Origin of the sequence: Paenibacillus sp. MER 180, assembly GCF_023713665.1 — a bacterium.
GTDB classification, from domain to species: domain Bacteria; phylum Bacillota; class Bacilli; order Paenibacillales; family Paenibacillaceae; genus Paenibacillus_B; species Paenibacillus_B suaedae.
Genome location: NZ_JAMAVT010000011.1, coordinates 1 through 25,353, shown reverse-complemented (window position 1 = coordinate 25,353; position 25,353 = coordinate 1). Strand labels below are relative to the sequence as shown.

Genomic DNA, 25,353 nt, shown 5'->3' with positions numbered 1-25,353 from the left:
CTGCATTTGGAGGTTTCGGCTACTATTATTCTTTGACACTTCCCATTACAATTCCTTTAATGAAGAATCGCTGTAAGAATGGATATATAATTAAAATTGGGAATGCAGCAACGAAGATCTGGGCTGCCTTACTTGTACGGTCAGACAGCTTCTGCATTAATTCAATTTCTTCAGGCTTCAGGTAGCGCAAGTCCATTTTAATAATGATCGACTGCAGGAACGTTTGCAATGGATATTTCTCAGGATGACTCATCAACAGCATACCGTCGAACCAGCTATTCCAATGCCATACGACCGTAAAGAGTCCTGTCGTTGCCAATGCCGGAACCGATAGCGGGGCGTAGATTTTCCACAAGGTTGTGAAATGCCCTGCACCATCAATCTTCGATGACTCCTCCAACTCCTTCGGTAAGCCGCGGTAGAAGTTAAGCAACAGAATAATGTTGAATACTTGAACTGCATTGGGAAGTATCAAAGCCCAGATCGTATCCATAATACCAACCGCTTTCACGGTCATATACCATGGAATTAAGCCGCCATTGAACAGAATGGTGAATACGAATATCCATACATAAATCGTTCGCATCCGGAACTGTGAAGTTTCTTTGGATAATGGGTATGCGGTCATGATCGTTAAGAACATGCTGAAGGCCGTACCCAATACGGAACGCTCAACCGTAACCCAGAAAGCCCGCAGGTATTCTGGTCTGCCGAATACGTTCTGATACGCCGCAGTCGTGAATTCCACCGGCCAGAGCATGACCTTGCCTGCAGATGCCGCAGAACCTGAACTGAATGATACGGCTAATATATGAACAAGTGGCATGAGGCATAGTATCGAAATGAGAGCTAGAAATAGAACATTGAATCCGAGAAAGACTTGTCGGCCTAACGACTTTTTCATAACGATGATCGTCCTCCTTGACTAGAATATGCGGTAATTGGCGAAGCGATAGGCCATGACATACGAAACGGAAATCAGAATAAAGGAAACAGCTGACTTCAGCAGTCCAACTGCTGTGGCAAATCCATACTGCGATTCCACGACACCCATTCGATAGACGAACGTATCGATAATATCTCCGCTCTCATATACCTGCGGGCTATACAAGTTAAAGATTTGGTCAAATCCAGCATTCAATACGTTACCGATACTGAGCGTAAGCATGAGTACAATAATTGGCAGCATACCCGGCAAGGTAACATATAAGGTCTGCTTCCAACGTCCAGCCCCATCAATCTCTGCAGCCTCATACAACGCTGGATTAATGCCTGTAAGCGCCGCCAAATAAATGATCGTCCCGAAGCCAAATTCCTTCCATACGTCTGTAACGACCATGATATAAGGGAACCAATTATTGTCCCCCAAGAAGAAGATAGGCTTGATGCCAAACAACCCCAGCAATTGATTCAAAACCCCGGTAGACGGAGACAGTACATCTATGACTATACCGCTAAGCAATACCCAAGATAAGAAGTGCGGCAAGTAGACCAAAGTCTGGAACGTCCGCTTCACCCATTCCTTGCGCAGTTCGTTCAGGAGAATCGCAATCGTGATGGGAACAATTAGACCAGCGATAATTTTCATCGACGCGATATAAATCGTATTGAAGAAGATGCGTCCGACATCTGGATAATCCAACAGGAACTTAAAGTTCTTCCATCCCACGAATGGTGATCCCAGCAATCCCTTCGTCGGGATATACTTCTGGAATGCCATCATAATGCCCGCCATCGGAATGTAACTAAACACAATGATAAGAATCAGTGCGGGAATGAGCATCAAATGCAGCTGCCATTCTCGCTTCCACATCCGAGATAATTGATTCATTCAGCTCCACCTACTTGTAGTTATAATTTATAAAGAAGAGATTGCCTCATATCTAATAAGAACTATCTTCATTGTAGTCTCAGGGCAAATCCCATACCATATACTGGTCTTTACTTCTATATACAACTGTTGCGATTCCGCCTGCCAATTCGTAAGTCCGCTTGAAGATTACGAGGTAGGTAGTAGGTTAGAGATGAAAGCACAGCACTTGATCCAATGAAATCACGTACGGTAAGCGTATTTGCAATTATTGCAGTGACTGGCGCAATAAAAAAGAGAGCGGAATATGAGCCGCTCTCCCCGTGAACTTATTTATTTGTTGCGTACCATTCGTTTACTTCCTTCGTCATGTCATCGCCACCGAGCTTCTTCCAATCCTCAACAAATTTATCAAATTCGTCGATAGGTACTTGGTTCATGATGATCTTAATGAAGAGCTCGTCGCGTTTACGCTTCAAAAGCTCACGTTTTTCCACCATTGTTGGTGTCGGTGCACCATAGAATTTATTACGATGGAACAGGTTGTGCTCCTTCATGTATGGTACATTTGAGACTGCTCCGTTTGGACCAGAGATAAGCATTTCCCACCACATTGAAATATCTTCACCATTTACATATTTCATCGCACGAGCATAACGTGTCTTCTGGTCTTTCGTCTTCAGCAAGCTCTCATCCTTCGTTTCAATTGCCTTAGGCAATACGGAACCATTATCGCTTGCTTGGTTGAACGCCATAACCGGGCTGAGCTGCCAATAGTTATTGCCGCTCTCCTTCATGCTCTTGCCGTACTCATATACCTTCTGTTCTTCCGTCGGGTGATTATCAATTGCGATCCATTGGTTCAACAATTTAACCATAGCCTCCGGATTCTTCGCTTTCTTAGAGACAACGTTATATTTCTCCGTTCCCAGTTCAATTTGCGTGGACGCTTCTGTACCATCAATGGAAAGGAGGCGGAATGGCTTCCATTCTTGAACAACCTTGCCGTCCTTAACCGCACCTTGAGCCAAATGGGCAGGCGTCCATTCTGGGCCGTAGAGTACACCAATTTGGTTATTGAAGATCATTTCAGATTCCTTCATCATGTCCTTAACTGCAAATTCTGGATCAATTAGCCCCTTCTTGAACATATCTTGCAACGAGCGAAGTGCTTCTTTCATTTCAGGCTGAATATCACTGAACATCAATCCGCCCTTACCATCCTCTATCCATTGATTTAAGTAAGCGTGGTATCCATTCATGAATCCAGTGAGACCCAGTGCACCTGTAGGTTCATAAAATTCCTTATTCAATGCTAGACCATAGGACTTTCCAGTTCCTCCTGGATCCTTAGCTGCAAACGTTTCCATAATTTTAATCAGGTCTTGCAGCGTTTTCGGCTCAGGCAGGTTCAGCTGCTTCAGCCAGTCCGTACGCACCCATACGAATTGAGGCGTGAACGCAGTTCCTGACTCTGGAATCCCCATCAACTTACCGTCGAATGTACCGGATTTCATCTGCAATCCGCCATCGCGCATCAAGAATTCTTTCGTTTCATCTGTTGCGTATTTGTCATATACTTCAGTCAAGTCCTGAATCATATCGGCTTCAATCAACTGCTGTAATTGAGCTGGTGTAGCTGGGAAGAAGTCTGGCAGATCGTCAGTTGCAATTGCCATCTTGAGCTTCTCTTGAAACTGAGGCCCACTTACGACTCCGTCTACGACCCATTTATTCGTAATTTTAACGCCAACGTCTTTCTCATAAGCGTCATACACGGCGTTCTTGTCGTACGTTTCACCTGCATCAAATTTCAAATACGGATCCTTCGCACGAACCGTAGATGCTTCAATTACTGTATTTTCTGGTTTTTCAGCTGGTTTCTCTGCTGTTGTATTTTCTGCTGGTTTATCCGTTGTTGGCTGAGAAGTTTCAGCTGTCTTGCTTGTGCAAGCTGTTGCGACGAGACTCAAGATAAGCGTAAGTGCTAATAACATATTCCGCATTCTTTTCACGTCTGACCCTCCTAATATGTGTATTGAAGACCCACTTCTAATTGTAGATACAGTTCGAAGGGCATTCCATATACTGGTGTTTACTTCTATATACAACTGTTGTGGTGCACATGATTTGTCGCCCGTTGTTCCGCACCCATCTAAATGGAATCTTAGACTATGGTTTCTAGTACAGGCAGATGCCTGTCAGGGAATACCGTCGAGGCGATTTCCCCAATTCGTCTAGCCCCCATTCGTACGTAAAAAGGCTCCGCATGCGGATCGCTATGTACGAGCACCACGCGTATTCCCAAATCCCTAGCAGCATCCACCATGCGGTTCCATAATGCTTGTCCATATCCGTGACCGATGGCCTTCGGATGAATGAACAAATAGGTTACTAAGCCCCTATCCCGCTGAGAAGGATCCTGTTCGAGCGCAATGAATCCTTGAATCTGCCGATTCTCCTCGACGACAAATAATTGAGCGGCTGTAAGATGCCCCTCGGTAATCGTCAAGTCCTCCCGGCAAGCTTCCATAAATGCTTCATCATAACCCCAGTACGCCTTGGATGCAAAAGCAAGCTCACTAAGTATACGAACATCCTGCACTGCGGCTTGGCGTATATACACCATCCCTTGTCTCCCCTTTTATGAATGGTAATTGTTGTGAAGTGCTGCTGCATTCATTGTACCTGACAAGATCCATGGGCGGAAGCTTCGAATCACCTATTCACTTATGTTCAGACTCCACTTTTCTTGTCCATTGCAATGAAAATCCCCAGACGCATGGAAGCGCTGGGGACAGGTGTACGCATTATTTAATTCTTGTTCACGAGTTGTTCGACAAAGGCGAGCTGCTCATCCACATGTTTTGTTTTGTTGTAGGTTGACGGCACCACATAATCAGGGACAAGCGCTGCTCCTTTGGAAGCATCCGGTCTTTCGAGTTGTCTGCTTGATAAATACATGGAAAATTTACTGTTTGGCAGATCGAATTTTACGGAAGCAATGTATGCATTCGCATTTCCTCCAGGCGTTTCGCCAATCACCTGCCCAATCTTGTTATCTTGCAAGATCGCCGCCATCAATGATGCTCCGCCATATGTATTTTTGGAGGTAAGTACATACAGTTTCCCTTTAAATACAAGCTCTTTATGAACATGATCGTTCTGTATTGAACGTATTGTTTCTGCCATTTCTTCTTTCTTCTCTCTACTGTTCCCCTCTGTTGGATTACGCGTTACCGCAAAGGATTGATAGTGCTGCACATTCACATATTGGAGCAGTTTCACGAGAGCATTCATATTCCCACCGGATTTATTATCACGGAGGTCTAGCACGACATTGTCGATTTGATTGTGCTTAACAGAAGAGAAGAACTTTTTTAATTCAGCATCATACACATCATCTGACTTCAGCACATTCATTTTTAATAGAGCTATGTTTTTGTCTTTATCTATATTTTGAGAATAATTCGAAGGATATCCCACCGAAACAGGCTTCACCTGCAACTTAACCGGCTGCCGCAGCTTTTTCCCATCTCTCATGATGGTATAGACAACATAATCTTTATTTTCAATCAAACCTAACTTCTCCAAATATACCTCTTCAGCCAATAGAGTTGATATCTCCAACGATGCGAGCAAAAACATCTCATTATCACTAGGGATATATTTGATAAGTTCTTGAGCCAACTCTTCAACTGTTCTGTCGCCAATGGCAACGATTGCATCTCCAACCTTCAAATCTTCGTCATTACTATGATATATATACACTCCATTCTCATACCATTTATATAAAATTGGAATGTTTCGCTTTCGAAAGCTTGGAGTTATTGCAAAACCTGAATTGGCATCATGCAGTTGAGCGATAATGGATTGTCCCCAGAAATAAATATCTTTGCGATATATCTGATCTTTCTTTTCTTTAATTTCCTTCAATACTTGTTCATATTGGATCTTCAGTTCCTTTGGTATTCCATTTACGGTGGCAGGATGGGTATCTGCAATTTTGTTATACAAAAATTCGATGTCTTTGATCGCTTTTTGCTGCTCCTTCGTTAGAACCGCAGGTTCGTGAAGCTGCTTTTCTTTCTTGCTAATCGCCTTTTCCGTAACGCTATCATTCCACGTTAGTGCCGCAACAATAACAATCCCGATAATGGCGATAAATAATAGAAACCCTACTAATCGCATTTTCATATGTTATCGACCCTCTTCCCTAAGTTTCCTATATACCTATTTATTATATGCAGTCCGTTTCCCCATCATTTCGACACTCCTCAATAGTTTGGTTATATAAGGAAGATACAAACAACAATATATCATACAATCGAACGTTTTCATTTGAATAAATTAGTAATACCCCTGTGCTATAAGTCATCTCTACATCACATGGATTTCATTACCTACAAAACATACAAAAAGCTGCCCAACAAGTGGAAATCTCCACCCGTCAGACAGCTTCTTAAATTGTGGCTCGCTATTTCCAAATTAAAATGGCTGCATGCCCGCTGTATCCAGCTTCTCGCCATCAATGTTAGCGCCCATGCGTGTCGTCAGATCACGATAGTGCGCGACTCGGCGGCGCACTGGATCAGCCGTCTCCGGCAAATTCGCTTCTTGACCGCCGTTGATGACCATAATGGTAGCTCCGAATCCCGGCACAAGCCCCTTCGCCAACTGTTCTGCCGTAGGCATCCATTGTCCTGTTATGATGTCATGGTTGGAAGGCTTCGGATCCTGCGGGGTCAACCAGAAGAGCAGCCCCGTAATAAAGCCTAGCTTCCCGTCTGCCGTAATCTTGTCTGGATCGTTCAACAGTACACCAGGATCGCGATATACGATGGAGCTAATCAAGCCATAGTTATAATTCCAGCTAAGCTGAATCGGACCGCGCCCATGATAGGACTTGCCCGGTACCGGCTTCCAGAACAGGTTGTCCTCATCTACGTAGCCGATTTTGTCTGTATTGACGAAGCCCAGCTCTTCATTGAAAAACAGTGCCCAGCGCAGCTCGCCGCCTGGTGCCGTAGACCAGCCGCCGCCTGTCTCATGAGCGATGTTCGCTAGGAACCCAGCAAGCTCGCGCTTGCGGTCATTACTGCTCCCCTCACCCAGGAAACTGCCGAAATCCACGATCCGCGTCAGCTTTGGCAAATTCGAATGACTGGCATCATTGAAGTCTGGCGCTTGGAAGAGCAAGGTTTCGGTCTTCGCCTGCTTGTCCAGGCGGTAAATTTGCTTCACGTTCGGATAGCCCTCGCGGACGACTTCCTTATACTTAATATTCGTAATCTCGCGTACTGCTGCTACGAGATTGTCATAGGAATAATAGTCGGACTGGTTCGGCTTATAATAGTAATTGCCCTTCGCTTTTGCATCCCATTCCGGTGTACCGTAGCGCAGTGGGAACGTGGACTCATATTCCGCCTTCGGAATGGCTGCTTGCACCTCCGCTGCAGCCGCATCCGGCAGGAAGGCAGGATTAATGCCATTCCACAGCTGACTAATCTGGTCGTCGGTCAGCACACGGCTCTCTCCTACACCAATGTCAGTGACTGGGCCACCACCGCCCTTCGTTGCTGCGCTTATCGCTGAACTGTCAGTATAGTTGCCCGATGTATCCACCGCTCGAATAACGTATTGATATCCTGTATCCGCTTCCAATTCATAGTCTGAGAATTTCTTGGCGATGGTGCTGCCTACTTTGGCTCCATTTCGGAAAACATCATAATGGGAGATGCCTACATTGTCGGTTGAAGCTGTCCAAGTGAGTGTAATAAAGGTGGAGGATTGCTCGGTCGATACGAGATTCGTTGGAGCGGTAGGAGGTGTAGTATCTTCGTTGTTGTCCTTCAATAACTTCCATGAGGTGTCCCATTCATTCGTTACTTTTGCATCAGGTCTGCTATTGTAGGACCACCACTTCGCTTCATAAATCTTGCCTTGATGGGAAACAATATCGCCTGCGGAGTAAGCCTTGTTGGTCTGCCAAGCTTGTACCTGAGACGAATTCGTGCTGCTTGCGGCATAAGCTGTAGAGGATGATCCTAATGGCGCTGCTGTGAGAATTGTCGTACCGAGAACAGCGCTTAAACTTTTGAGCAAAAGCTTATGCGAGAACGGAAAGTTGCGATTCATTACACGCCTCCTATTCAATTTGATATTGGTAACGACTCTAGTATAGGAAATTGCGTCTACTTCGCTCAATAGGTACAGCGAACCATTCCTTTGTCGAATCTTGATTCTGATACTATCTTATTAGCGCTATAACTTTCTCACTTTCGCTTATGCTGCATTCACCTACTTTTATATTGAAAATGGTATGATAGCAGCAACAACGAAGACAATAACAGCAACACCATGTAGAGGAGTTAAAAAGAATGTCCATCGATATACAAGAAATCATCCAGGCCTCACAGCATAAGTTCGGATTAGAGAATTACCGCTTGCACACGCAAGAATTGTACCGGGAAGTGAATCCATTCAATGAGACGACCTATTATCTCAGCATGGAATGGTATCCGCCCTATGTGAAGGAGTCTGTTGATGAAGATACAAATCCCGAAGGGACAGCCGTTATTTCGTATGACCTGACTGCTGGTCAATATACGAGTGTCATTTTTGTACAGGGGAAATCTTATGCGAACAGCCCCTCTTTTCCGAACATCAACGTAGAAGAGATCATTGCGTGGATCGAGAGAGATACCGAACTCGTCTATGGCAAGCAGTTTCAGCTCTCTCACCACCAGAATGGCCAATATATCTTCCATGAATGCGTAGACGCTACCCTTGTATCTCCTGGCGGACATATCGAGATCCACTTTGATGAAGCCGGCAAGCTCGTACAGTATTCCAAGTATGGATTCTATGCTTCCAAGTCATTGATTCAAAAAGAAGCGTTTTCTCTCTCCCTTGAACAAGTACAAGTCGAGCCGCTAGCTAAGGAGCAACTGAAGCTGCTCGAATATCCGGTGTACGAGGAACAACGCCTTCTTCCGCTCTATGGGATCGAGGAGATTTATGTGACGAACGACGGAGCTTCCGTCATTCCATTCGAATTCATTATCCATGCGGGTTCGCGGCTGAATATCGATAAGGTCATCAAATGGGAACAGGCTAGCACGCAGCCTTTGGAAAAGGTGGACATTGAGTGGCGGGAGACGGTCACCGCCGAACAAGCGGTATCGAGTGCGCCGCATCCCGACTCCTTCCCGATTACCGACGTAGAGCAAGAGAAGGCGGTCACAGCGGTTGTTGAGGGAATGAGCCAACTTTACCCGAACGACTCCGGCCAATGGGTGTTAAAAACCTTGCATCGTCATCGGGGATATATAGAAGCGATATTGCGGGAGCAAACGCCGAGCAAGCGCGTATTCCAGCGCAAGCTGGTTCTCTTCATTGATGCGCAGCGCTTTGTGACTGTAAATGCAATGGACAACCTGCCATTTATCGAAATGTTCGATGATTTTCAAACAGCAGATGAGGTTGTCATTAGTCAGGATGAAGCCTATGTGAAGCTGAAGAAAAAGGGATTCATCGAGCTTACGCCGGTCTACGTGTATCATCCTGAACAGAAGAAGTATATATTATGCGGAAAATTAGACTGTGCTTATGCGGTGAATGCTGCAAATGGCGAGATTATGGAGTTGAACAACATATAAACAGCGAACACTCTGCCCGAATCGTGCCGGGGATCCTCAGATTGAAAGCATTATACTTTACCAGTATAATGAAATTGATTTCAAAATATTGGATATACGTGAGAGGACTTCCAAACTGTACTTTGAATGAAAACTTTCAATGACGGGGGTGTTGGAATGGCGCGATTCGCAGAGCCTTTTAAAATCAAAATGGTGGAGCCGTTGAACATGATCTCACGGGAAGAACGGGAAAAGGCGCTTGAACGGGCGGGATATAATCCATTCCTGCTGCGCGGGGACGAAGTGTATATCGATCTGTTGACCGATAGCGGTACGACCGCGATGAGCGACAACCAATGGGCAGGCCTGATGCTGGGCGACGAATCGTACGCAGGCAGCCGCAACTATTATCATCTGTGCGACGCGGTGCAACAGATTACAGGCTATCAGCATGTAATTCCCATGCATCAGGGGCGGGGCGCCGAGAAGGTGCTGTTTCCGCTGCTTATTCAAAAAGGACAGTATGTCCTGAGCAATTGGCATTTCGATACAACGCGTGCGCATGTCGATCTGGCTGGCGGGATTGCGGTTGATCTTGTTACCGAACAAGCCTATGATACGACGACGCCTTACCCATTCAAAGGAAACTTTGATGTGGATAAGCTGCGCCATGCGCTCGCTGAAAAAGGAGCAGAAAATATCGCATTTATTCTTATTACCGTGACGAACAACAGTGCCGGCGGCCAGCCCGTATCCATGGAAAATATCCGTGAGGTATCCGCCATTGCGAAGCAGAACGGGATTCGCGTTTTCTTTGATGCCGCGCGCTATGCCGAGAATGCGTACTTTATCAAGCAACGCGAGCAAGGCTATGAAGATAAAGAAATTATTGATATCGTCCGTGAAATGTTCTCTTATGGCGAAGGATTCACGATGAGCGCGAAGAAGGATGGGCTTGTCAATATTGGCGGCTTGCTAGCCTTTAAAGAGGATGAAACCTTATTTACGCAAGCGCGTTCGATGACAGTGCCGATGGAGGGCTTTCCGACCTACGGCGGCTTGACCGGCCGCGATATGGAAGCTCTTGCCCGCGGGCTGCGCGAAGGCATCGACGAGCAGTATCTAGCTTATCGCATCGGCCAGATCGAATATCTCGGCAGACGCCTCGAGGAAGGCGGAATCCCGTTCCAGACGCCAACGGGCGGCCATGCTGTCTTCGTAGACGCGAAGAAGATGCTGCCGCATATTTCCGCGGCCCAATTCCCGGCCCAGGTGCTGGCGAATGAGCTATATCTTGAAGCAGGGATACGTGGGGTCGAGATCGGTTCCTTTCTGCTGGGACGTGACGCTGCGACTGGCGAGCAATTGGAGAGCAAGCTTGAATTGCTGCGCTTGACGATTCCGCGCCGTGTCTATACGAATAACCATATGGATGTCATTGCGGATGCCTTGATTGCAATCAAGGATCGGGCAGAAACACTAACAGGATTAGAATTCACCTACGAACCGCCGATATTGCGGCATTTCACTGCGCGCCTTCGGCCCGTCAAGACAGAAGCCCTGTCCCACTGACATATGCCATCCATCCTGACCAGGGACGGCGACATCGAAATGCCGCCATTTGTCAAATGGACATCTTCCCTACAGCATGTACGCTGGTGAGGAAGGAGGGTGAAAGGCTGACCCTCTCGCCCAGAGGGAGCGGCGGCTGCTACACGAAAATTGGCATAGTGAAGAAGCAGCTTTCTGGATAGAAGGCTGCTTCTTTTGTGACATAACATATGATTTATTAATTCAGATTACTGTGCTTACGCGAATACATAAAGTATATAATCGTGCCAATGCTGATCCATATCATAAATGAGATCCACGTCATATAAGGCAAGCTGGATGCAAGGTACAGGCAAAGCAGCGCACTAATGATAGGGAGCACGGGTACGAACGGAACACGGAATGAAGCCTTCAATTCAGGAAACTTCTTGCGCAAGACAATGATAGCGACCGAGATTAATGTAAACGCAGCCAATGTCCCCATATTCACCAAATGCGCAAGCGTGGTTAGATCAACAAAACCTGCAATGCCTGCCGCAACGAACCCGGTTAACCATGTGTTGCCGATTGGGGTTTTGGTCTTGGCATTCACTTGCGAGAACATTTTCGGCAACAAGCCGTCACGACTCATGGCGAACGATAAGCGGACTTGTGCATAAATCATGGCAAGGATTACGGTCGTAATGCCAAATACCGCTCCGATTGATATGATCCCCGCTATCGAGTTCTGCCCTACGGATTCCAATGCTAATGCAACCGGCGCACCGACATTGAGCATGGTATATGGAATCATCCCGGTTAATACCCCGGATACCGTAATATATAAAATCGTACAAATGAGCAGAGATACGATGATCCCGATTGGCAATGCTCTTTTGGGGTTTTCCACTTCTTCCGATGCCGTAGCGATGATATCGAACCCAATATAGGCGAAAAACACAGTAGCCGCCCCCGTCATCACACCACTAAATCCAAAAGGCATGAACGGCGTCCAGTTATCAGGCTTTACATACCATATTCCGACTGCGATAAACAGCAAGATAATAGCTAATTTCACGAACACCATGACCGTGTTGAACTTAATGCTTTCCTTGACTCCTTTACTGACGAGCGCTGTGATTGCCAAAATGATAAGAACCGCTGGCAAATCAATAAGGCCGCCTTTCCCCATACTAGGAGCAGAGGATACAATGTCTGGAATCGGCAGGTTAAAGCCCGCAAGCAGAGATTGAAAGTACGCAGACCATCCCGTAGCGACTGCGGAAACCGCGATTACATATTCGAGCATGAGATCCCAGCCGATAAGGAAAGCTAGCAATTCTCCCAATGTTGCATACGTAAATGTATATACGCTTCCCGAGACGGGCACTGCTGAGGAGAACTCCGCATAGCAGAATGCAGCAAGCGCGCAGGCAATACCCGCGATAACAAATGACAGCATGATCGCTGGCCCCGAAGATTCTGCCGCCACGACGCCCGTAACGACGAAAATCCCTGTCCCGATCACGCAGCCTACGCCAAGAAAAATCAAATCGAGCAAAGACATCGCCCGTGCCAATTCTTTTTTCTCGCTCTGCGCAAGCATGAGGCTCAATGACTTCTTTCGGAAAATCTTATTCAATATTATTCCCCCTATGCTCTGGTACGCAAAAGCAAACACAATCAGTAATTATTGAAAACATTTACATCCCATACCAATTTTTATGCTATCTTTGTTTAGGTTAAGAACGATTTTAACATGTCTATTGAATCCTGAGATATAGGTAATTATTGCTAAACCAACCGTTCTTCCTTTCCCTGAGAATCAACGGCGAGGTTTGTACTGTAGGAGAAGATATTAAGCATTCATGTAGTCCAAAGCAGAACAAAGTTATTTATCATTATCCAATAATACCTATTTTTATGCAATATATCCAGAAGAACTTTTTTTCAAAAATAGTGCCTGATAGATATGATGATAAATGAAAATGCTAGCAATGAGAGAAATAGCCGTGGAATCGCATATCAAAAAAAGAAGCAGCCTTCTAAGATAAAAAGGCTGCTTCTTCATCTATTAACACTACTATTAAAGGGGATCCGCTTGCAAGCAATACGCGATCAACAGCTAGTGTTTACTTGATATAGCCTTAACAAGTAAAGTTACCGCTTCCGCTCTCGTCGCCGGGTTATTCGGAGCCAGCTTGTTGCCCTGCTGACCGCGAATAAAACCTGCTGCATGTGCTGCGGATACATGCTCCCTGGCCCACAGAGGTATCTGATCCGCATCAGCGAATGGAAGCTGGGCTTGCGAATCTGCCTTCAGTCCTAATGCACGAACGATCATCACGATCATCTCCGTACGGCTGATCGGATGGCTTGCACGGAAGGTATGGTCCGAATATCCCGTAATAATGTCCGCAGTGACCGTACTCGCCACGTAAGGCCGAGCCCAGACCGGAATCTTGTCGAGGTCGGCGAAATCCAGCTGCTTCGAACCATCTCCATCCAACTTCAAGGCGCGACTAAGCATTGCCGCGAACTCGACACGCGTGACCCGCTCATTCGGACGGAAGGTACTGTCTACATATCCGGTAACGATCCCCTGTGCAACAGCCTGCTCAATCGCATCTTGGGCCCAGTGCCCGGAAATATCCTTGAGGGTGATCTTCTTCGTCCCTGTCGAACCACTGGCAGACCCTTCACCTGTGCCCGTTTGATTGCCTGAACCGTTATTTGCTCCGCTGCTGCCAGCAGACGCTCCGTTAGATCCACTGGAAGAAGAACCTCCAGACGATCCTCCAGATGGGGAACCCGGTTCGGGAACTATCGGCGTCTTGAAATGGAGCGAGTAGCTGCGCAGTAATTTGAAATCCTCATTCATGACTCGAATCACAGCCGTCCCCGGCAGCTCCAAGGCTTGGATGACGCTTACCCGCAAGCGTGGATCATTGGTCTCCGCGCTGACATTAGGCGCTTCAACCGTCCCTACAGGCAATTCGATATGATAGGATATCTTGTCTGGCGCAAAGTCCGTAAGGAGTTGGTCGTTCATGCGAATTGCTGTAATCTCCCCCGGAATGACGCCGCTATGAAATGTATCAAGTGCCTCCATTAAGGTTACGACTGCTATATTCAATTCTTGCTGCGTCGCTCCTGCATCATGAGCAACCTTAGCAGCTGCTTCGATAGCAGCCAGCAGCCCATCAATCACCTTCTGCGGATATTGCCCCGGTTCAGTTCCAGCCTTCGCTGCATGATAGATCTTGTTCGCTAGCGTGATCGTATCGTTCAACGAAGTCGGATCAACGGCATAGCCTGTGAACGGTACGATGCCATCGTTCAGTCGGAAGTCTTGGAATTCAGCAGTATCCCCATACTCACCTGGGCTTCCGCCTGCATTATTGGCGAACAATCCGACATGGAGATTCGCAATCGTTGCATTTTCATATGCACCCCCTATTTGCGTCCATGTCGTAAGATCCGCGCTATAGTAGCCTGCATACCGATTGCCTTCCTTTGTTACTTTTAGATATACCGTATCGCTCTGAATCTGATCTGCCGTTACCTGCTCTTGCGGAGCTCCATTCGACTCAGAAATGGCGGAGAATATGGCTCCTCCATAGCCCGGATGGTTCTTTCTGGCCACATAGAAGTAGTTATCATCATCGCCGTAGACCAGCAGTCCTCCCTCGGCATACGCCTTCGTCGGCTTGAAGGTCAGCTGCGTGATCAACGTAACATCATCGGTAGATGGCGCATACAGAAGTATATTTTTGTTCGAGTTGGCGTCCCTCCACAGATTCCCTTTCTCCGTCTTGATCTTCATCCTGTTGTGCTCGGCGTCAAGCGACCAAGCCTCTTTATTTTCCCTGATCCATGTCCATGCGGAATCAAATGTCATTTGACCGCTTACTGCAATGAGTGCCTTGCCATACACACCTGATCCATCGGTTGCTTCAGCACGAACCTCAACAATCCCGTTAGCCTTTGCTGTTAACAGGCCATTGCTGTCAATCGCGGCGACGTGCGAGGCTTGTGTCGTGCCTGGATTATACGCCTTCCATTCAACCGCCTGCTTATCAGCATGCGGCGGTTCAAGCTTCGCCTGCATGAGCAGCGTACCGAATGGAGCCGTAATCTCTTGCATGCCATTGTGACCGGTTACGATAATTCGCTCTACAGGAGTTCCCTGCTGCGGCTTGAACGTCACGGGAATCGTCTGTTCCGCCACATTTCCACGTAAATTTACGGTCGCTGTAAGGTTAGCCGTTCCGGCTTGCAAGCCTGTCACGACACCGTTGTTATCGATTCGGGCAATGGCCGGATTGTCGCTCGAGTAGGTAATGACCGCCTTCGTCAGATCTGCGGCATATCCGCCAACCGTCGTGCCTTTTACCCCTAATTGAAAGCTCTGCCCAACCGTATAATCCCGCTCCACTCGGCTCTCTAAGTGAACTTCCGCTGCCGATGCGAAGCCGCCGACACCTTCAGTAGCCTCCAGCTTGATGAACGAAGCTGTCACAGGAGGGAATGCCGCTGATTTCTCCGAAGAATCGGACGACCAGTTGCCGCTCGCGATTTCGGTAAACTGGGCTCCATCTGTACTTGCATATATTTTATAAGCAGTAATGTTCCCGTTATACCCTTCCTGTCTCGGAAGATAGCTTAAACCGCTAACGACTGATTTCATGCTGAGCTCAAGCGTAATCGATTGCGGAAGTGGTGCGTACGGAACCCATTGGCTGTGCCAGAACGTCGATGGATTGCCGTCGATCGCGTATTTGGCATCACCATTGTACTGCGTCGCCTCGCTTGAAGCTGTCGCCTTCACTGTCGTCTGGTCGTTGCCCGCTGCAATCGAAATACTCTTCAGCACTCCCTTATCATTCACATGCAACTGCTGCTCTGGGGAGATTGTGACCTCATCCGCAGGCGTCCTGTCCAGTAGAACGGTTCGATTTACACCTTCGCCTTCGAATTGATTACCTTCTATTGAAATATGATTGCTCTCTAAGAGGTGGAATGCGACTTGCTCATTGGGGTTCATGTTGGGGTGCGTTCTCGTAATCTTGTTGTCGGAGAAACGAATGCCGTCCGTGCTCTTAGCGAACAGTACGGTATTGTCCAGCATCTGAAACGTATTGCCTTCAATGTTGATATTGCGATGAACAGGCCCTGCATACTTCGTATTCTCCGGATGAATCTGAATCACCGGATTCCCGTTCTCGATGAACGTATTATTGCGAATCGTTACATCTTGAACCATCCCGGATTCGTACCAGGTCTGCGCATCGCTAGCGATGAGAATTCCGCTCATCTGCATGCGCTCAAACACATTGTCTTCAATGATGGATTTGCCGCGCGTGGATAGAAGAATTCCTCGCGTCGGAATGCGCGAGAAGTGATTTCCTTTAATTTCGACCTCTGGCGCCCAGGTGGCATTCTCGATTACAACGCCTGTGCCAATACTCGAAGGTACGTCCTCTTCAAGGGTGAGGGTAATTTCACGGTCGTTGAGCCGGTCTGCCTGAGCGACCTTGCCGCTGCCTACGGACGTAAGGGTTCTGTTATCGATGAACTCGATCGCATCACCAGGGAAGAACGCCTCGAATCCGTACGTCTGATGATGCATGAAGCGGACGACGATCTGATTCGGTGCCGGCTTGCGCACCACTTCAAGATGAGTCCCATGGACATTAATGACATCATCATGGGCACCACGGAAGGTACTGTTCATTATCTTGAGCTTGCCCTTCACGCCTGATGCCTGAATGAAGTCAGCGAATCCGGTTGCGGTACGTCCCGTTTCCGCGCGCGGTGCGAACGTCATGTCCTCGAATGTCAGGTTCTCGCTGAACTGTCCAATGATACCTAGTCCATGCGTATAGTGCATCGTGACATGCTTCCACGTGACATTTTTGCTCTTATGAATGAAGGATCCCACCTGACTGCGAACCCCGTCTCGAATTTGAAATACATGCCCTACCGCGGTATTCGGAGCCTGATTATAATGCAGCCGCAGTGTATTGGCCTTCAACTCCTGCACGCTTATCGCGCTGGATACGGGATTGCCTGTCCTCCACGTAATATTTTGGTTCGGATCATACTCTTGGGCGATACCGTCCTTGAACTCCCAATAACGCGCTCCAGCCTTATTCGGTTCGCTCACCCAATAGACTTGACCGCCGCGAATCTCAAATAAGGAATCCTGATTGACCTCAACATCCATATAGTTATTGCCGATCACCAGCACCTTCACTTCCGACATCGTCGGCCGTTCATAATCAACGCGCACATTGCGAATCTCGATGTCCTCGCTTTGATCGATGACAAAGGTCGTCATTTTCCCATGCAGCATAAACAATGACCCATTGCCTTCAACCGTTACGTTCTTCATATCCTTAAGCAGCAAGCCAATCGTCTTCGTTACATCTGGATTCTCGCTCTCGGAAGCTGTATTGGAAATGTAATAGGGCCGCTTCTCCGCATCTTCCGCATAAAAATCATATCTGCCTTCCGGGAAATGAAGAACAACAGGGCCATCCACAGCCGCCGCAGCAGCAATCGCCCGCTGGACGGGAACTGCCGCATCCTCATGTGAATTCGGCTTCGCTCCATAGTAAGTAACATCAATGACAGTAGGCATGGATGCAGATTTGAGCTGCTCTCCACCATAAGTGGCATCAACAACCGAAGGAGTGTCTTGTTGGATCGAATTCCCCTCCTGTACAACATCGAGCATGACAGCATTGCTAGCATCGTCGTAAGCCATTGCATAATAGGGTGTCAGCATCCAAGTTGCTAGCACGACTAGCATGAAGACCACTGCATTCTTACTTGACCGCTTCATCTCATTCCTCCCAACAAAAGCTTGTTGTTCATCGTTACGCGTTACGTTTGTCCTCCTTTGCTTATGTAGTCGTCTTATCTGCTGCAGATATGGTAACCGCTTACAATTCCGATTGTACTATAGCCTATGCTCTCTAAATCTAGTAGTTTCCATCATTTTTTTATGAGAATCGTACTTATTTATTAGAGAAAGCAGATTGTCCAAATTGGCTCGTAATAATACAAAAAGTCCGAGAAGCCGCAGCCCCTCGAACCTTTTTATCAGGAAATTACAACACAAAGTGAGGACTGCTCACTAAACCTCGATCTTATACTCTCTCTGTAATAGTCCATATATCTCTAAGTCCACGATTCCTTTGCCCGACCAGAGCGATGCTTGCCGCAGCGTCCCTTCCTTGATGAAGCCATTCTTCAGCAGCACCCGCTTCGAGCGTTCATTTGCAGGCATGACTTCGGCTTGAATTCGGTTTACATCCACACCCTCGAACAAGAACTTCACAACAATTCGCGTCGCTTCCGCAGCAATGCCTTGCCCCCACTGCGATTCCGCCAAAAAGTACCCGATCGTCACCATATTCACCTTCTGATTAAAGTCGAACGCTTCCATGATGCCTACCAATCTCTTGCTGTCCTCATTGATGAATATCCCCCATTTGATGCGCGACCTCTTATTGAAGTCTCTCTCAAAATGTCCGATCATGTTCTTGACGGTCGCCTTGTTATGCTTCGGGATAATGCCGCAATATTCAAAAACGGTATCGTTGCTGTAAATGTCATAGACCTCTTCCAGATGATGCTCTTCGACTTTCTTCAACGTAAGTGTATCTGACTTCAATATCGGAAATTGCCCAAACACTGCGTCTAGGTTCAACGTATCACCGCTCCATATTTTCAGCTTAGTCGTATTCGTCGTATGATCGTAACATCACTGCCTTGACCTTGACCGTCTTGTTCCACCTTTTAAGCTTTTTAGCATGTAATCCCGTGTAGATGTGGATTGCTTGTCAGCAACCGCTGCACCCTGTCTAGGGTATCTGGCCCCATTGGAATGCCCCCATTGCGATACAGAAGTATCCATCTGAGACATGCCAGCGCTTGGAACACATCAAGCTCCTCTTGCGGGATATCATTTATAGCTAAATACGTATTACGAAACACTTCGGCAAAGTGCTCCGGTATATAGATCTGCTGCAGCGTGAGCGACCAAGCGAAATCATATCTGGCATCTCCCAATTGCACATTGGTCCAGTCGATGACCGTTAATTGTCCCGCCTTCTCAACGAGATTGCCAAGATGATAATCCCCGTGGATGATTCGCTCATGCTTCGGTGCTGCCAGCTCGACCAATTGCTCTAGGAGAGGATGCAGATCCGAATGCGCCTGCATACCTGGGAAGAAATATTCGCTGAAATCATGCCGCGGCAGTTGTTTCTGAGTATGGAATTCTTCTGGAGAAATGCGGTGTACGCGGTCTAATAGATTCGCAATCTCCTTCATAGTCTGATCATTGCCATCACGCAGCGGCTCGCCATCGAAGGTAGTCAGCAGCACACTGTCACCGTTCACATTTATCCCCCAACCGATGGGCTCAGACACGGATACCCCCTGCGCATACAGCAGATTGAGCACTTGGTATTGCAGACGAATATCCGGTTTGGAATCTCTGCTCCATATTTTCAGCACATAGCTGTCCGTATCGGTTACCACCTTAACGGTCTCTGCTTCCATACCTTGCATCAAGGGAGTTATCGTAATCGTACCCGCTTGCTGCAAGATGCGATCCAGATGATCATGCTTGTCCTGCCACTCTATTGCTGCAATATCGTGCTCATGCTGCTTGTGCTTATGTTCATGTTCCATCATACCTTCATACCGCCCCTCTGTTTATGCTTCTCATGCTCTTTGACGAATCGGAATATGTAAATCCACTCTGCACTTGCCTTCCTTATCCTGCTTGGGATCGTTCAGGCACAGTTCAAGACATGGTCGATCATCAGCCTCATAACCGCTGCTTGGCAGCCACAGCCTGAACATCGTCTCGTAAGCGAGCACGAAATTCGGAACGGTATCGTAATACGAATAGACTGCAAACTTACCACCGGGCAGGGTTCCATATGAGATGTCCTTGTGTTCCTGCTTGGTGAATCCCGGCGGCAGCGTGACACAAGCATCGTAGCGGCAGGCATACTCCTCGACTTCATTTCCATCGTCTAACGAAACACCAATGAATGACAGTTCTCTTGTGGCAAGCCCCTGCTCTCGTACCCAGTTGCTTAACTTGTCCCATGCACTGCGGGTATCCAAATAACTCCCGACATGCCGCACATACGCCACTTCGACTTCCGGAAGCTCCTTGATCACAATCATGTTCTCCCACGCTCTCTGCAGCAATGGATGTCTGCGACTTCTATTGTAGTCTGGAGAGAAAGATAACTCTTCTTGCTTATTGCTATGATTTGCTGACAAATTGCGATCTTCCCGATTTGTATGCTGAATGGTATCTCGCAGCTTGCTCCTAACCGCGCTCGGTGTACTTCCATGGTGCTTCTTGAATACAGCATTGAAGGTGGATATGGACTCGAAACCGCACAGACTTGAAATGTCCAGTATGGTGTGATCCGTTTGCTCCAACAAGTGAATTGCCTTCTGCAAGCGCTCTTGATTCACAAATGCCATAGGCGTCATGCCGACATGCGCCGCAAAAACTCTCGTAAAATGATATTTGGAAAAATTCGCAATGCTGGCGAGCTGATCGAGACTAAGCTTCTGATGGCTGTTTTCTTTTATATAAGAGATGATCTTATCGATTCTGGATTGATAGTCGTTGTTCATTGGAAAAATCCCTCTATCTGCTAGATTCTAATAGGATTTCGATTCTTCTTGAAAGGGAACAAAAAGCCGCCGTCATTGACGGCTCGACTTCTCCGTCAAATCACGTGGCTGACAACACAAAGGTTCATACCGGTCACGGAAAATTATAGTTATGGTTATCATTTTATCGCACCAAGCCGCGTTAGCCTACAAACGAATTTATCACCAACCCGTAAGGTTGATTTACATTTCCTCCATTAAACTCTCCCACCCGCACAGGGGACGTTGGAGTAGAAATATTGTAGATTTCCACCGTGTTATCAAGTTGATTGGCTACATACAACGTGATCCCCGTTATTGCCATTCCAGCAGGTTCGCTTACCTCGCCTGAACCGAATTCAGTTACACGAACCGGGGAGGTTGGATTCGTAATATTATAAATTTCAATCGTGCTGTTGCCCTGATTGGCTACATACAGCGTGGTTCCGGTTATCGCCAGACCCACAGGCTCGCTTAAGTCCCCCGAACCAAACTCAGTTACGCGTACCGGAGCTGTCGGATTCGCAATATTATAAATTTCGACTGTACCATCATTTTGATTGGCTACATACAGCGTAGTGCCCGTTATTGCGAGGCCTTCAGGACGGTGCAAATCGCCAGAGCCGAACTCCGTGACATGAGCGGGGGAGGTTGGATTTACAATATTATAGATTTCGATGGTGTCGTCCCCCCGATTGGCTATATACAGTGTAGTGCCCGTTATCGCCAAGCCATGAGGAGAGCTTAAATTGGCTCCATTAAATTCCCCTATATACAGAGGAGCTGTCGGATTAGCTGCATTATACATAGATACCGTGAAGCTGCCTGCATTCGCAACATAGAGCGTGGTTCCGGTTATCGCCATGCCTCTTGGATTGTTCAAGTTGCCTCCATTAAATTGCCCAATATGCACAGGAGACGCGGGATTTGCAATATTATAGATTTCTACCGAGGCATCGCCTACATTCGATACATACAGATAATCAGGTCCGTCAGCGTACATATCGACAGCAAATTGCAAGCCGGCTGGATTCGGTGGATTCATGACGAGATAATTCGTCACCTGAAAGGAAACTACGATTTTGAATGTTCGAGCGGTAGTTGGCGAACCAGAAACGAGGCAGCGAGTAGAATAGACGCGGATATCCTGCCAGTTATACGGCTGCATCTCCAGTAGTCCGAGTGCTGGCATATTGGGATCTCCCGCGATCAAGAAGAAGTCATCTAACCCCGCAGGCTGCACAGCAGACTTCGCAAAGGGCCCCATCCCAGCACCGCCCGTATCCTCAAAAAGCTCCATTCTCGCCTCCATCGCATTGTCGGCAAAAGCATTGAGAAACAAGCTGAACGAGACACTTTCGCCTGCAGGAATTAGAAATGGTGCGGAGGCTGCTGCAAAAGCCGACGTCTGGCCATCAGATACCGGCAGCTTCCATACGTATTCCTGATTGGGAACGCCTCCGAATGGAGAATACGCTTGCAGGCTGTTATCATTATCGTACTTCTTCAATAGTGGCCACGCTACAGGAGCAAGGGTGCGGGCTACTTGGTCAGCATTCGTGCCTGTACCGTTGGCCGCATTCAGCGCAGCTTGATCCATGTTCGTACCCACAAAGACAGAAGTCGCATTGCTGACCAGCCTTTGAAACGCTTCTATGGACATGTCATCACCTTTTTGTGAGAAGATAGGAGGTACAAGAGAGTGTAAGGGACGCTAGGTTGCAAGCGCTACTCCCCTTAGACTTAGTACTGCTTACAGCATGGATTCCCCGTTAAATGCTTCATCTGTAATTTGTCCTCCTATCCTATGAACCTATAGGTGAAGCTGCTTGTGCATATGCCATCAATAGATAATTATTGCGTGCCAAACTGATCGAAGTAGGACTCTCCATTTTTCGACAAAAATAGTATAGAAATTCAACCAGATGTCAATTTGCCATTTACTTCATCTTCATTTATACTAAAAACCAACAGAAACTTAAATAAATTGTCAATTCAGGAAGGATTTCGAATTGTTATGCTGAATTACTAAAAAGGAGGATTCGACATGACAAGCAATCTTCATGTAGCTCCGATGGAACTCCGCCACAGGTTACAAGATGAATTGAGCATAAGGGGGTGGAAGCAGAAGGAGTTAGCAGAGGCATCCGGCATCGACAGTTCAACCATCAGTTATATTTTCAATAACAAGCAATCGCTTATGCTGCCTCAGCTCCACGCGATCAATCACGCATTCGGATTACCAATAGACACCTTCTATGAAGAATTCATAGGGGAATGCTGCAACGAACTGGGCCGATTGCGGCCTGATAAGACAAGCGATTTTATTCTCCACTGTATTGAAGTAGAAAAGTATGACTTGGTCAAACAGCTAGTACAACTCCTCTATGAAGAAACCAATCGTTCCAAACTGATCGACACCGCCTTCAAAATCGCCGAACGCATCTTCCAGTCACCGAAACGCAACTACTCACTCCCGTTCTACGACATCATTATCCGCAATGGATACAGCCGCAGCGAGAAAATAGCCATCTCCTACTTCAGAAGATTCCTCATCTTGAGAGACTTGGATACGAGTGGAGCAGGCAACGAAGCCTTATGCCAGCTGATTGAATATCTGCCTATACTCCCTGATTCACTGAGGCTCGACGCCTATTATCGCATACTTACATATTACAATGTCGTAGAGAACTGGGCAAAGCTGCTCCAGTATGCCAAGGAATTGCGCGCTGTTGCGTTTGAGGTAGGGCAAAATGACTTCGTGGCAGAAGGCTGGTTGTATGAATCGTTTGCACTAATGGGAATGAAAAATTATGAGGGTGCTTTAAAAGCAACACAGCAGTATGTTTCTTATGGGGATCATTATGCTTGGCTATCTCAATGTAATCGTCTCTATATTTTTATTGAGATGAAGCAAACAGAGGCTATCGATAAACTCATGACTATGCTTGAAGGTGACCAACTGCTTCTTGTACTTCCTATCGCGTTAGAATGTTATATCAGCAATGGAGCTTTCCAAGACGCTGCTCAATATATCGAGAAATACAAGCTTCAGGTCGACGATTTATTATCCAGAAAAGATCCTTTTCACGAAAAACACAAATTACGCCTTACACATGCGTTGGCACAGTATTACTTGAAATCGGACCAACATGAATTAGGGTTTGACTACAATGCCTTATCGTTGGAACTGGCGCTTACATTCAAAAATATGCAGTATGTCGGAATGGCTGTTCTTATCTTCCAAGAGTATGAGATACATGCTTCTGCAGAAAACAAAAGCCGTTTCACACATATTCTATTAAATGAGGTGGATTCAAATGAAAAAAGTATTAATCACGATGTCCATGGCTCTTTTCTTGTTCGGTTCTACCGGAGTATCTTCGGCAGCGAATCTAGCTGACATCGGTTCGGGATGGTTTGTTAGCAACATTGGATCGGGGTGGTCTAAAACAAGCAGTGATACTGAATCAGGTTACCATGTGAGCAATATCGGTTCGGGATGGTCACCGAAGAGCAATATTGGTACAGGTTGGTCTCCATCGAACAGTGACATTGGCTCTGGATGGTCACCTTTGAGTAGCGATATTGGGACAGGGTGGAAAGTGAGTAACATCGGCTCTGGATGGAGTCCGTTGGCTAGTGATGTTGGAATTAATGAAAATGTATAGATTCAAGGCCATTCGGATAGCGACTCTTGGGTTCAAGGGTTGCTATCCTCTTTTGTTCAATCTGGCACATAATAATAGAGAGCAACTTAAGTGGGAAAAATGACACCCAATATATAACCATCCTTCGTTTGGATAACAACTAGAAGTTTATCGCCATCCTTTACCCTGAATATTTTATCGCCCTTGCGAATTTCATAGGTACGAGTGGCCTCCGGATACACAACATCTCCATCAGTTACGGGCTTCTCAACGATTTCATGAACCTTACCGATTTGTTCGCCTAAATTCTCTTTCGGGAAATTATCTCTGGTTTTCAGACTGTAGAGCTTATCATCTATATATAAATAACCAATGACCTCATCAAATACCTTTGTAAAATCAACTCCTTCCACAGCATCTTTTTTAGAACAGCTTATAAGTAATACGCATGAAAGCGTGATGATGAGAAGTTTAGCTGTCTTCATACATAGCCCTCCTCGATATTTACTAAATTGCACAATATTGGGGTCTATTATCATCTTAACAAATAGTTACAGCGAATAATATCTTTCGGTTAGTTTTACTTAATTTATTCAAAAAAAGACCAACCCTGGATTGTCAACACTAAATCAGACAGCTTTTTTAAGGGATAATCTTCTGTAATCTACTGGACTCATATAGCCTAAGGTTCCATGGATGCGATGTTTGTTGAACCAATGTACGTAGTCATATAGCTCCAATTCTAGGTGATGTAAACTGTGGAAGTTCATCTGATTAATGAATTCCGTCTTCATAATTTTAAACGTAACTTCTGCAACTTCGTTATCATAAGGGCACCCTTTCATGCTTAAGGAACGACCGATCTTGAACGTAGCAAGTGTCTCATCAATCAACTTGTCTTAAATTCACTACCGCGATCGGTATGGAATAATTGAATTTGACTTAGATTTCCTTGCACAGAAGCAAAGGCTCGTGTGACTAAAGCTGCGTCCTTTTTCGGCCCTGCACTTGAGCCAATGATCTC

17 protein-coding genes and 1 pseudogene are annotated in these 25,353 nt (G+C 46.6%); 4 read left to right on the top strand and 14 right to left on the bottom strand.

The window, feature by feature from the left end; translation table 11 throughout:
* Positions 1-25: 25 nt before the first annotated feature.
* The 6 genes from M3661_RS18245 to M3661_RS18220 all read right to left on the bottom strand — a co-directional run bounded on the left by M3661_RS18245 (position 26) and on the right by M3661_RS18220 (position 7,948).
* A complete protein-coding gene (locus M3661_RS18245; RefSeq protein WP_021255444.1) occupies positions 26-904 on the bottom strand; it encodes a carbohydrate ABC transporter permease in 879 nt (292 codons plus the stop codon).
* Positions 905-925: 21 nt separating this feature from the next.
* Positions 926-1,831, bottom strand: coding sequence for an ABC transporter permease (locus M3661_RS18240; RefSeq protein ID WP_065293344.1), 906 nt, complete (start codon positions 1,829-1,831; stop codon positions 926-928).
* Positions 1,832-2,139: 308 nt separating this feature from the next.
* Positions 2,140-3,816, bottom strand: coding sequence for a type 2 periplasmic-binding domain-containing protein (locus M3661_RS18235; RefSeq protein ID WP_285853106.1), 1,677 nt, complete (start codon positions 3,814-3,816; stop codon positions 2,140-2,142).
* A 161-nt stretch (positions 3,817-3,977) separates the two neighbouring features.
* Complete coding sequence (locus M3661_RS18230) at positions 3,978-4,439, bottom strand: GNAT family N-acetyltransferase (RefSeq protein WP_251487298.1); 462 nt, start codon at positions 4,437-4,439, stop codon at positions 3,978-3,980.
* A gap of 185 nt (positions 4,440-4,624) precedes the next feature.
* Positions 4,625-6,007: a S41 family peptidase gene (locus tag M3661_RS18225; RefSeq protein WP_251487296.1), complete on the bottom strand. Its 1,383-nt coding sequence runs from the start codon at positions 6,005-6,007 to the stop codon at positions 4,625-4,627.
* A 291-nt stretch (positions 6,008-6,298) separates the two neighbouring features.
* Positions 6,299-7,948, bottom strand: coding sequence for a glycoside hydrolase family 19 protein (locus tag M3661_RS18220; protein WP_251487294.1), 1,650 nt, complete (start codon positions 7,946-7,948; stop codon positions 6,299-6,301).
* A gap of 242 nt (positions 7,949-8,190) precedes the next feature.
* Here M3661_RS18220 and M3661_RS18215 point away from each other — a divergent pair, with 242 nt between their 5' ends.
* Together M3661_RS18215 and M3661_RS18210 are read left to right on the top strand one after the other, a co-directional pair.
* Positions 8,191-9,471 (top strand): hypothetical protein, encoded by a 1,281-nt coding sequence (locus tag M3661_RS18215; RefSeq protein WP_251487292.1) that lies wholly within the window; start codon positions 8,191-8,193, stop codon positions 9,469-9,471.
* 156 nt (positions 9,472-9,627) lie between these two features.
* On the top strand, positions 9,628-11,022 hold the full coding sequence (locus M3661_RS18210) for a tryptophanase (RefSeq protein WP_251487290.1): 1,395 nt from the start codon (positions 9,628-9,630) through the stop codon (positions 11,020-11,022).
* Between the two features lie 217 nt (positions 11,023-11,239).
* Here M3661_RS18210 and bcaP read toward each other — a convergent pair whose 3' ends face one another.
* The 6 genes from bcaP to M3661_RS18180 all read right to left on the bottom strand — a co-directional run bounded on the left by bcaP (position 11,240) and on the right by M3661_RS18180 (position 22,342).
* Positions 11,240-12,622, bottom strand: a complete 1,383-nt coding sequence (gene bcaP / locus M3661_RS18205; protein WP_251487288.1) for a branched-chain amino acid transporter BcaP — start codon at positions 12,620-12,622, stop codon at positions 11,240-11,242.
* Between the two features lie 483 nt (positions 12,623-13,105).
* A complete protein-coding gene (locus tag M3661_RS18200) occupies positions 13,106-17,830 on the bottom strand; it encodes an S-layer homology domain-containing protein (protein ID WP_251487285.1) in 4,725 nt (1,574 codons plus the stop codon).
* Positions 17,831-18,124: 294 nt separating this feature from the next.
* Positions 18,125-18,700 carry a GNAT family N-acetyltransferase gene (locus tag M3661_RS18195; RefSeq protein ID WP_251487282.1) on the bottom strand — a complete coding sequence of 192 codons (576 nt, stop codon included), beginning with the start codon at positions 18,698-18,700 and terminating at the stop codon, positions 18,125-18,127.
* Positions 18,701-18,798: 98 nt separating this feature from the next.
* Positions 18,799-19,692: an aminoglycoside phosphotransferase family protein gene (locus M3661_RS18190; protein WP_251487280.1), complete on the bottom strand. Its 894-nt coding sequence runs from the start codon at positions 19,690-19,692 to the stop codon at positions 18,799-18,801.
* A gap of 30 nt (positions 19,693-19,722) precedes the next feature.
* Positions 19,723-20,661 (bottom strand): AraC family transcriptional regulator, encoded by a 939-nt coding sequence (locus M3661_RS18185; RefSeq protein ID WP_251487277.1) that lies wholly within the window; start codon positions 20,659-20,661, stop codon positions 19,723-19,725.
* 181 nt (positions 20,662-20,842) lie between these two features.
* A complete protein-coding gene (locus tag M3661_RS18180; RefSeq protein WP_251487275.1) occupies positions 20,843-22,342 on the bottom strand; it encodes an LVIVD repeat-containing protein in 1,500 nt (499 codons plus the stop codon).
* 384 nt (positions 22,343-22,726) lie between these two features.
* On the opposite strand from M3661_RS18180, the gene M3661_RS18175 reads away from it, so the two are divergent.
* Both M3661_RS18175 and M3661_RS18170 read left to right on the top strand, forming a co-directional pair.
* A complete protein-coding gene (locus M3661_RS18175) occupies positions 22,727-24,082 on the top strand; it encodes a helix-turn-helix domain-containing protein (protein ID WP_251487272.1) in 1,356 nt (451 codons plus the stop codon).
* Positions 24,000-24,350, top strand: a complete 351-nt coding sequence (locus M3661_RS18170) for a hypothetical protein (protein WP_251487270.1) — start codon at positions 24,000-24,002, stop codon at positions 24,348-24,350. The genes M3661_RS18175 and M3661_RS18170 overlap by 83 nt, the downstream gene beginning before the upstream one ends.
* Before the next feature lie 86 nt (positions 24,351-24,436).
* Here the strand turns inward: M3661_RS18170 and M3661_RS18165 are convergent, their stop codons facing one another.
* Both M3661_RS18165 and M3661_RS18160 read right to left on the bottom strand, forming a co-directional pair.
* On the bottom strand, positions 24,437-24,814 hold the full coding sequence (locus M3661_RS18165; protein WP_251487267.1) for a hypothetical protein: 378 nt from the start codon (positions 24,812-24,814) through the stop codon (positions 24,437-24,439).
* Between the two features lie 144 nt (positions 24,815-24,958).
* Positions 24,959-25,353: pseudogene (locus M3661_RS18160) on the bottom strand (transposase); the annotation flags it as partial.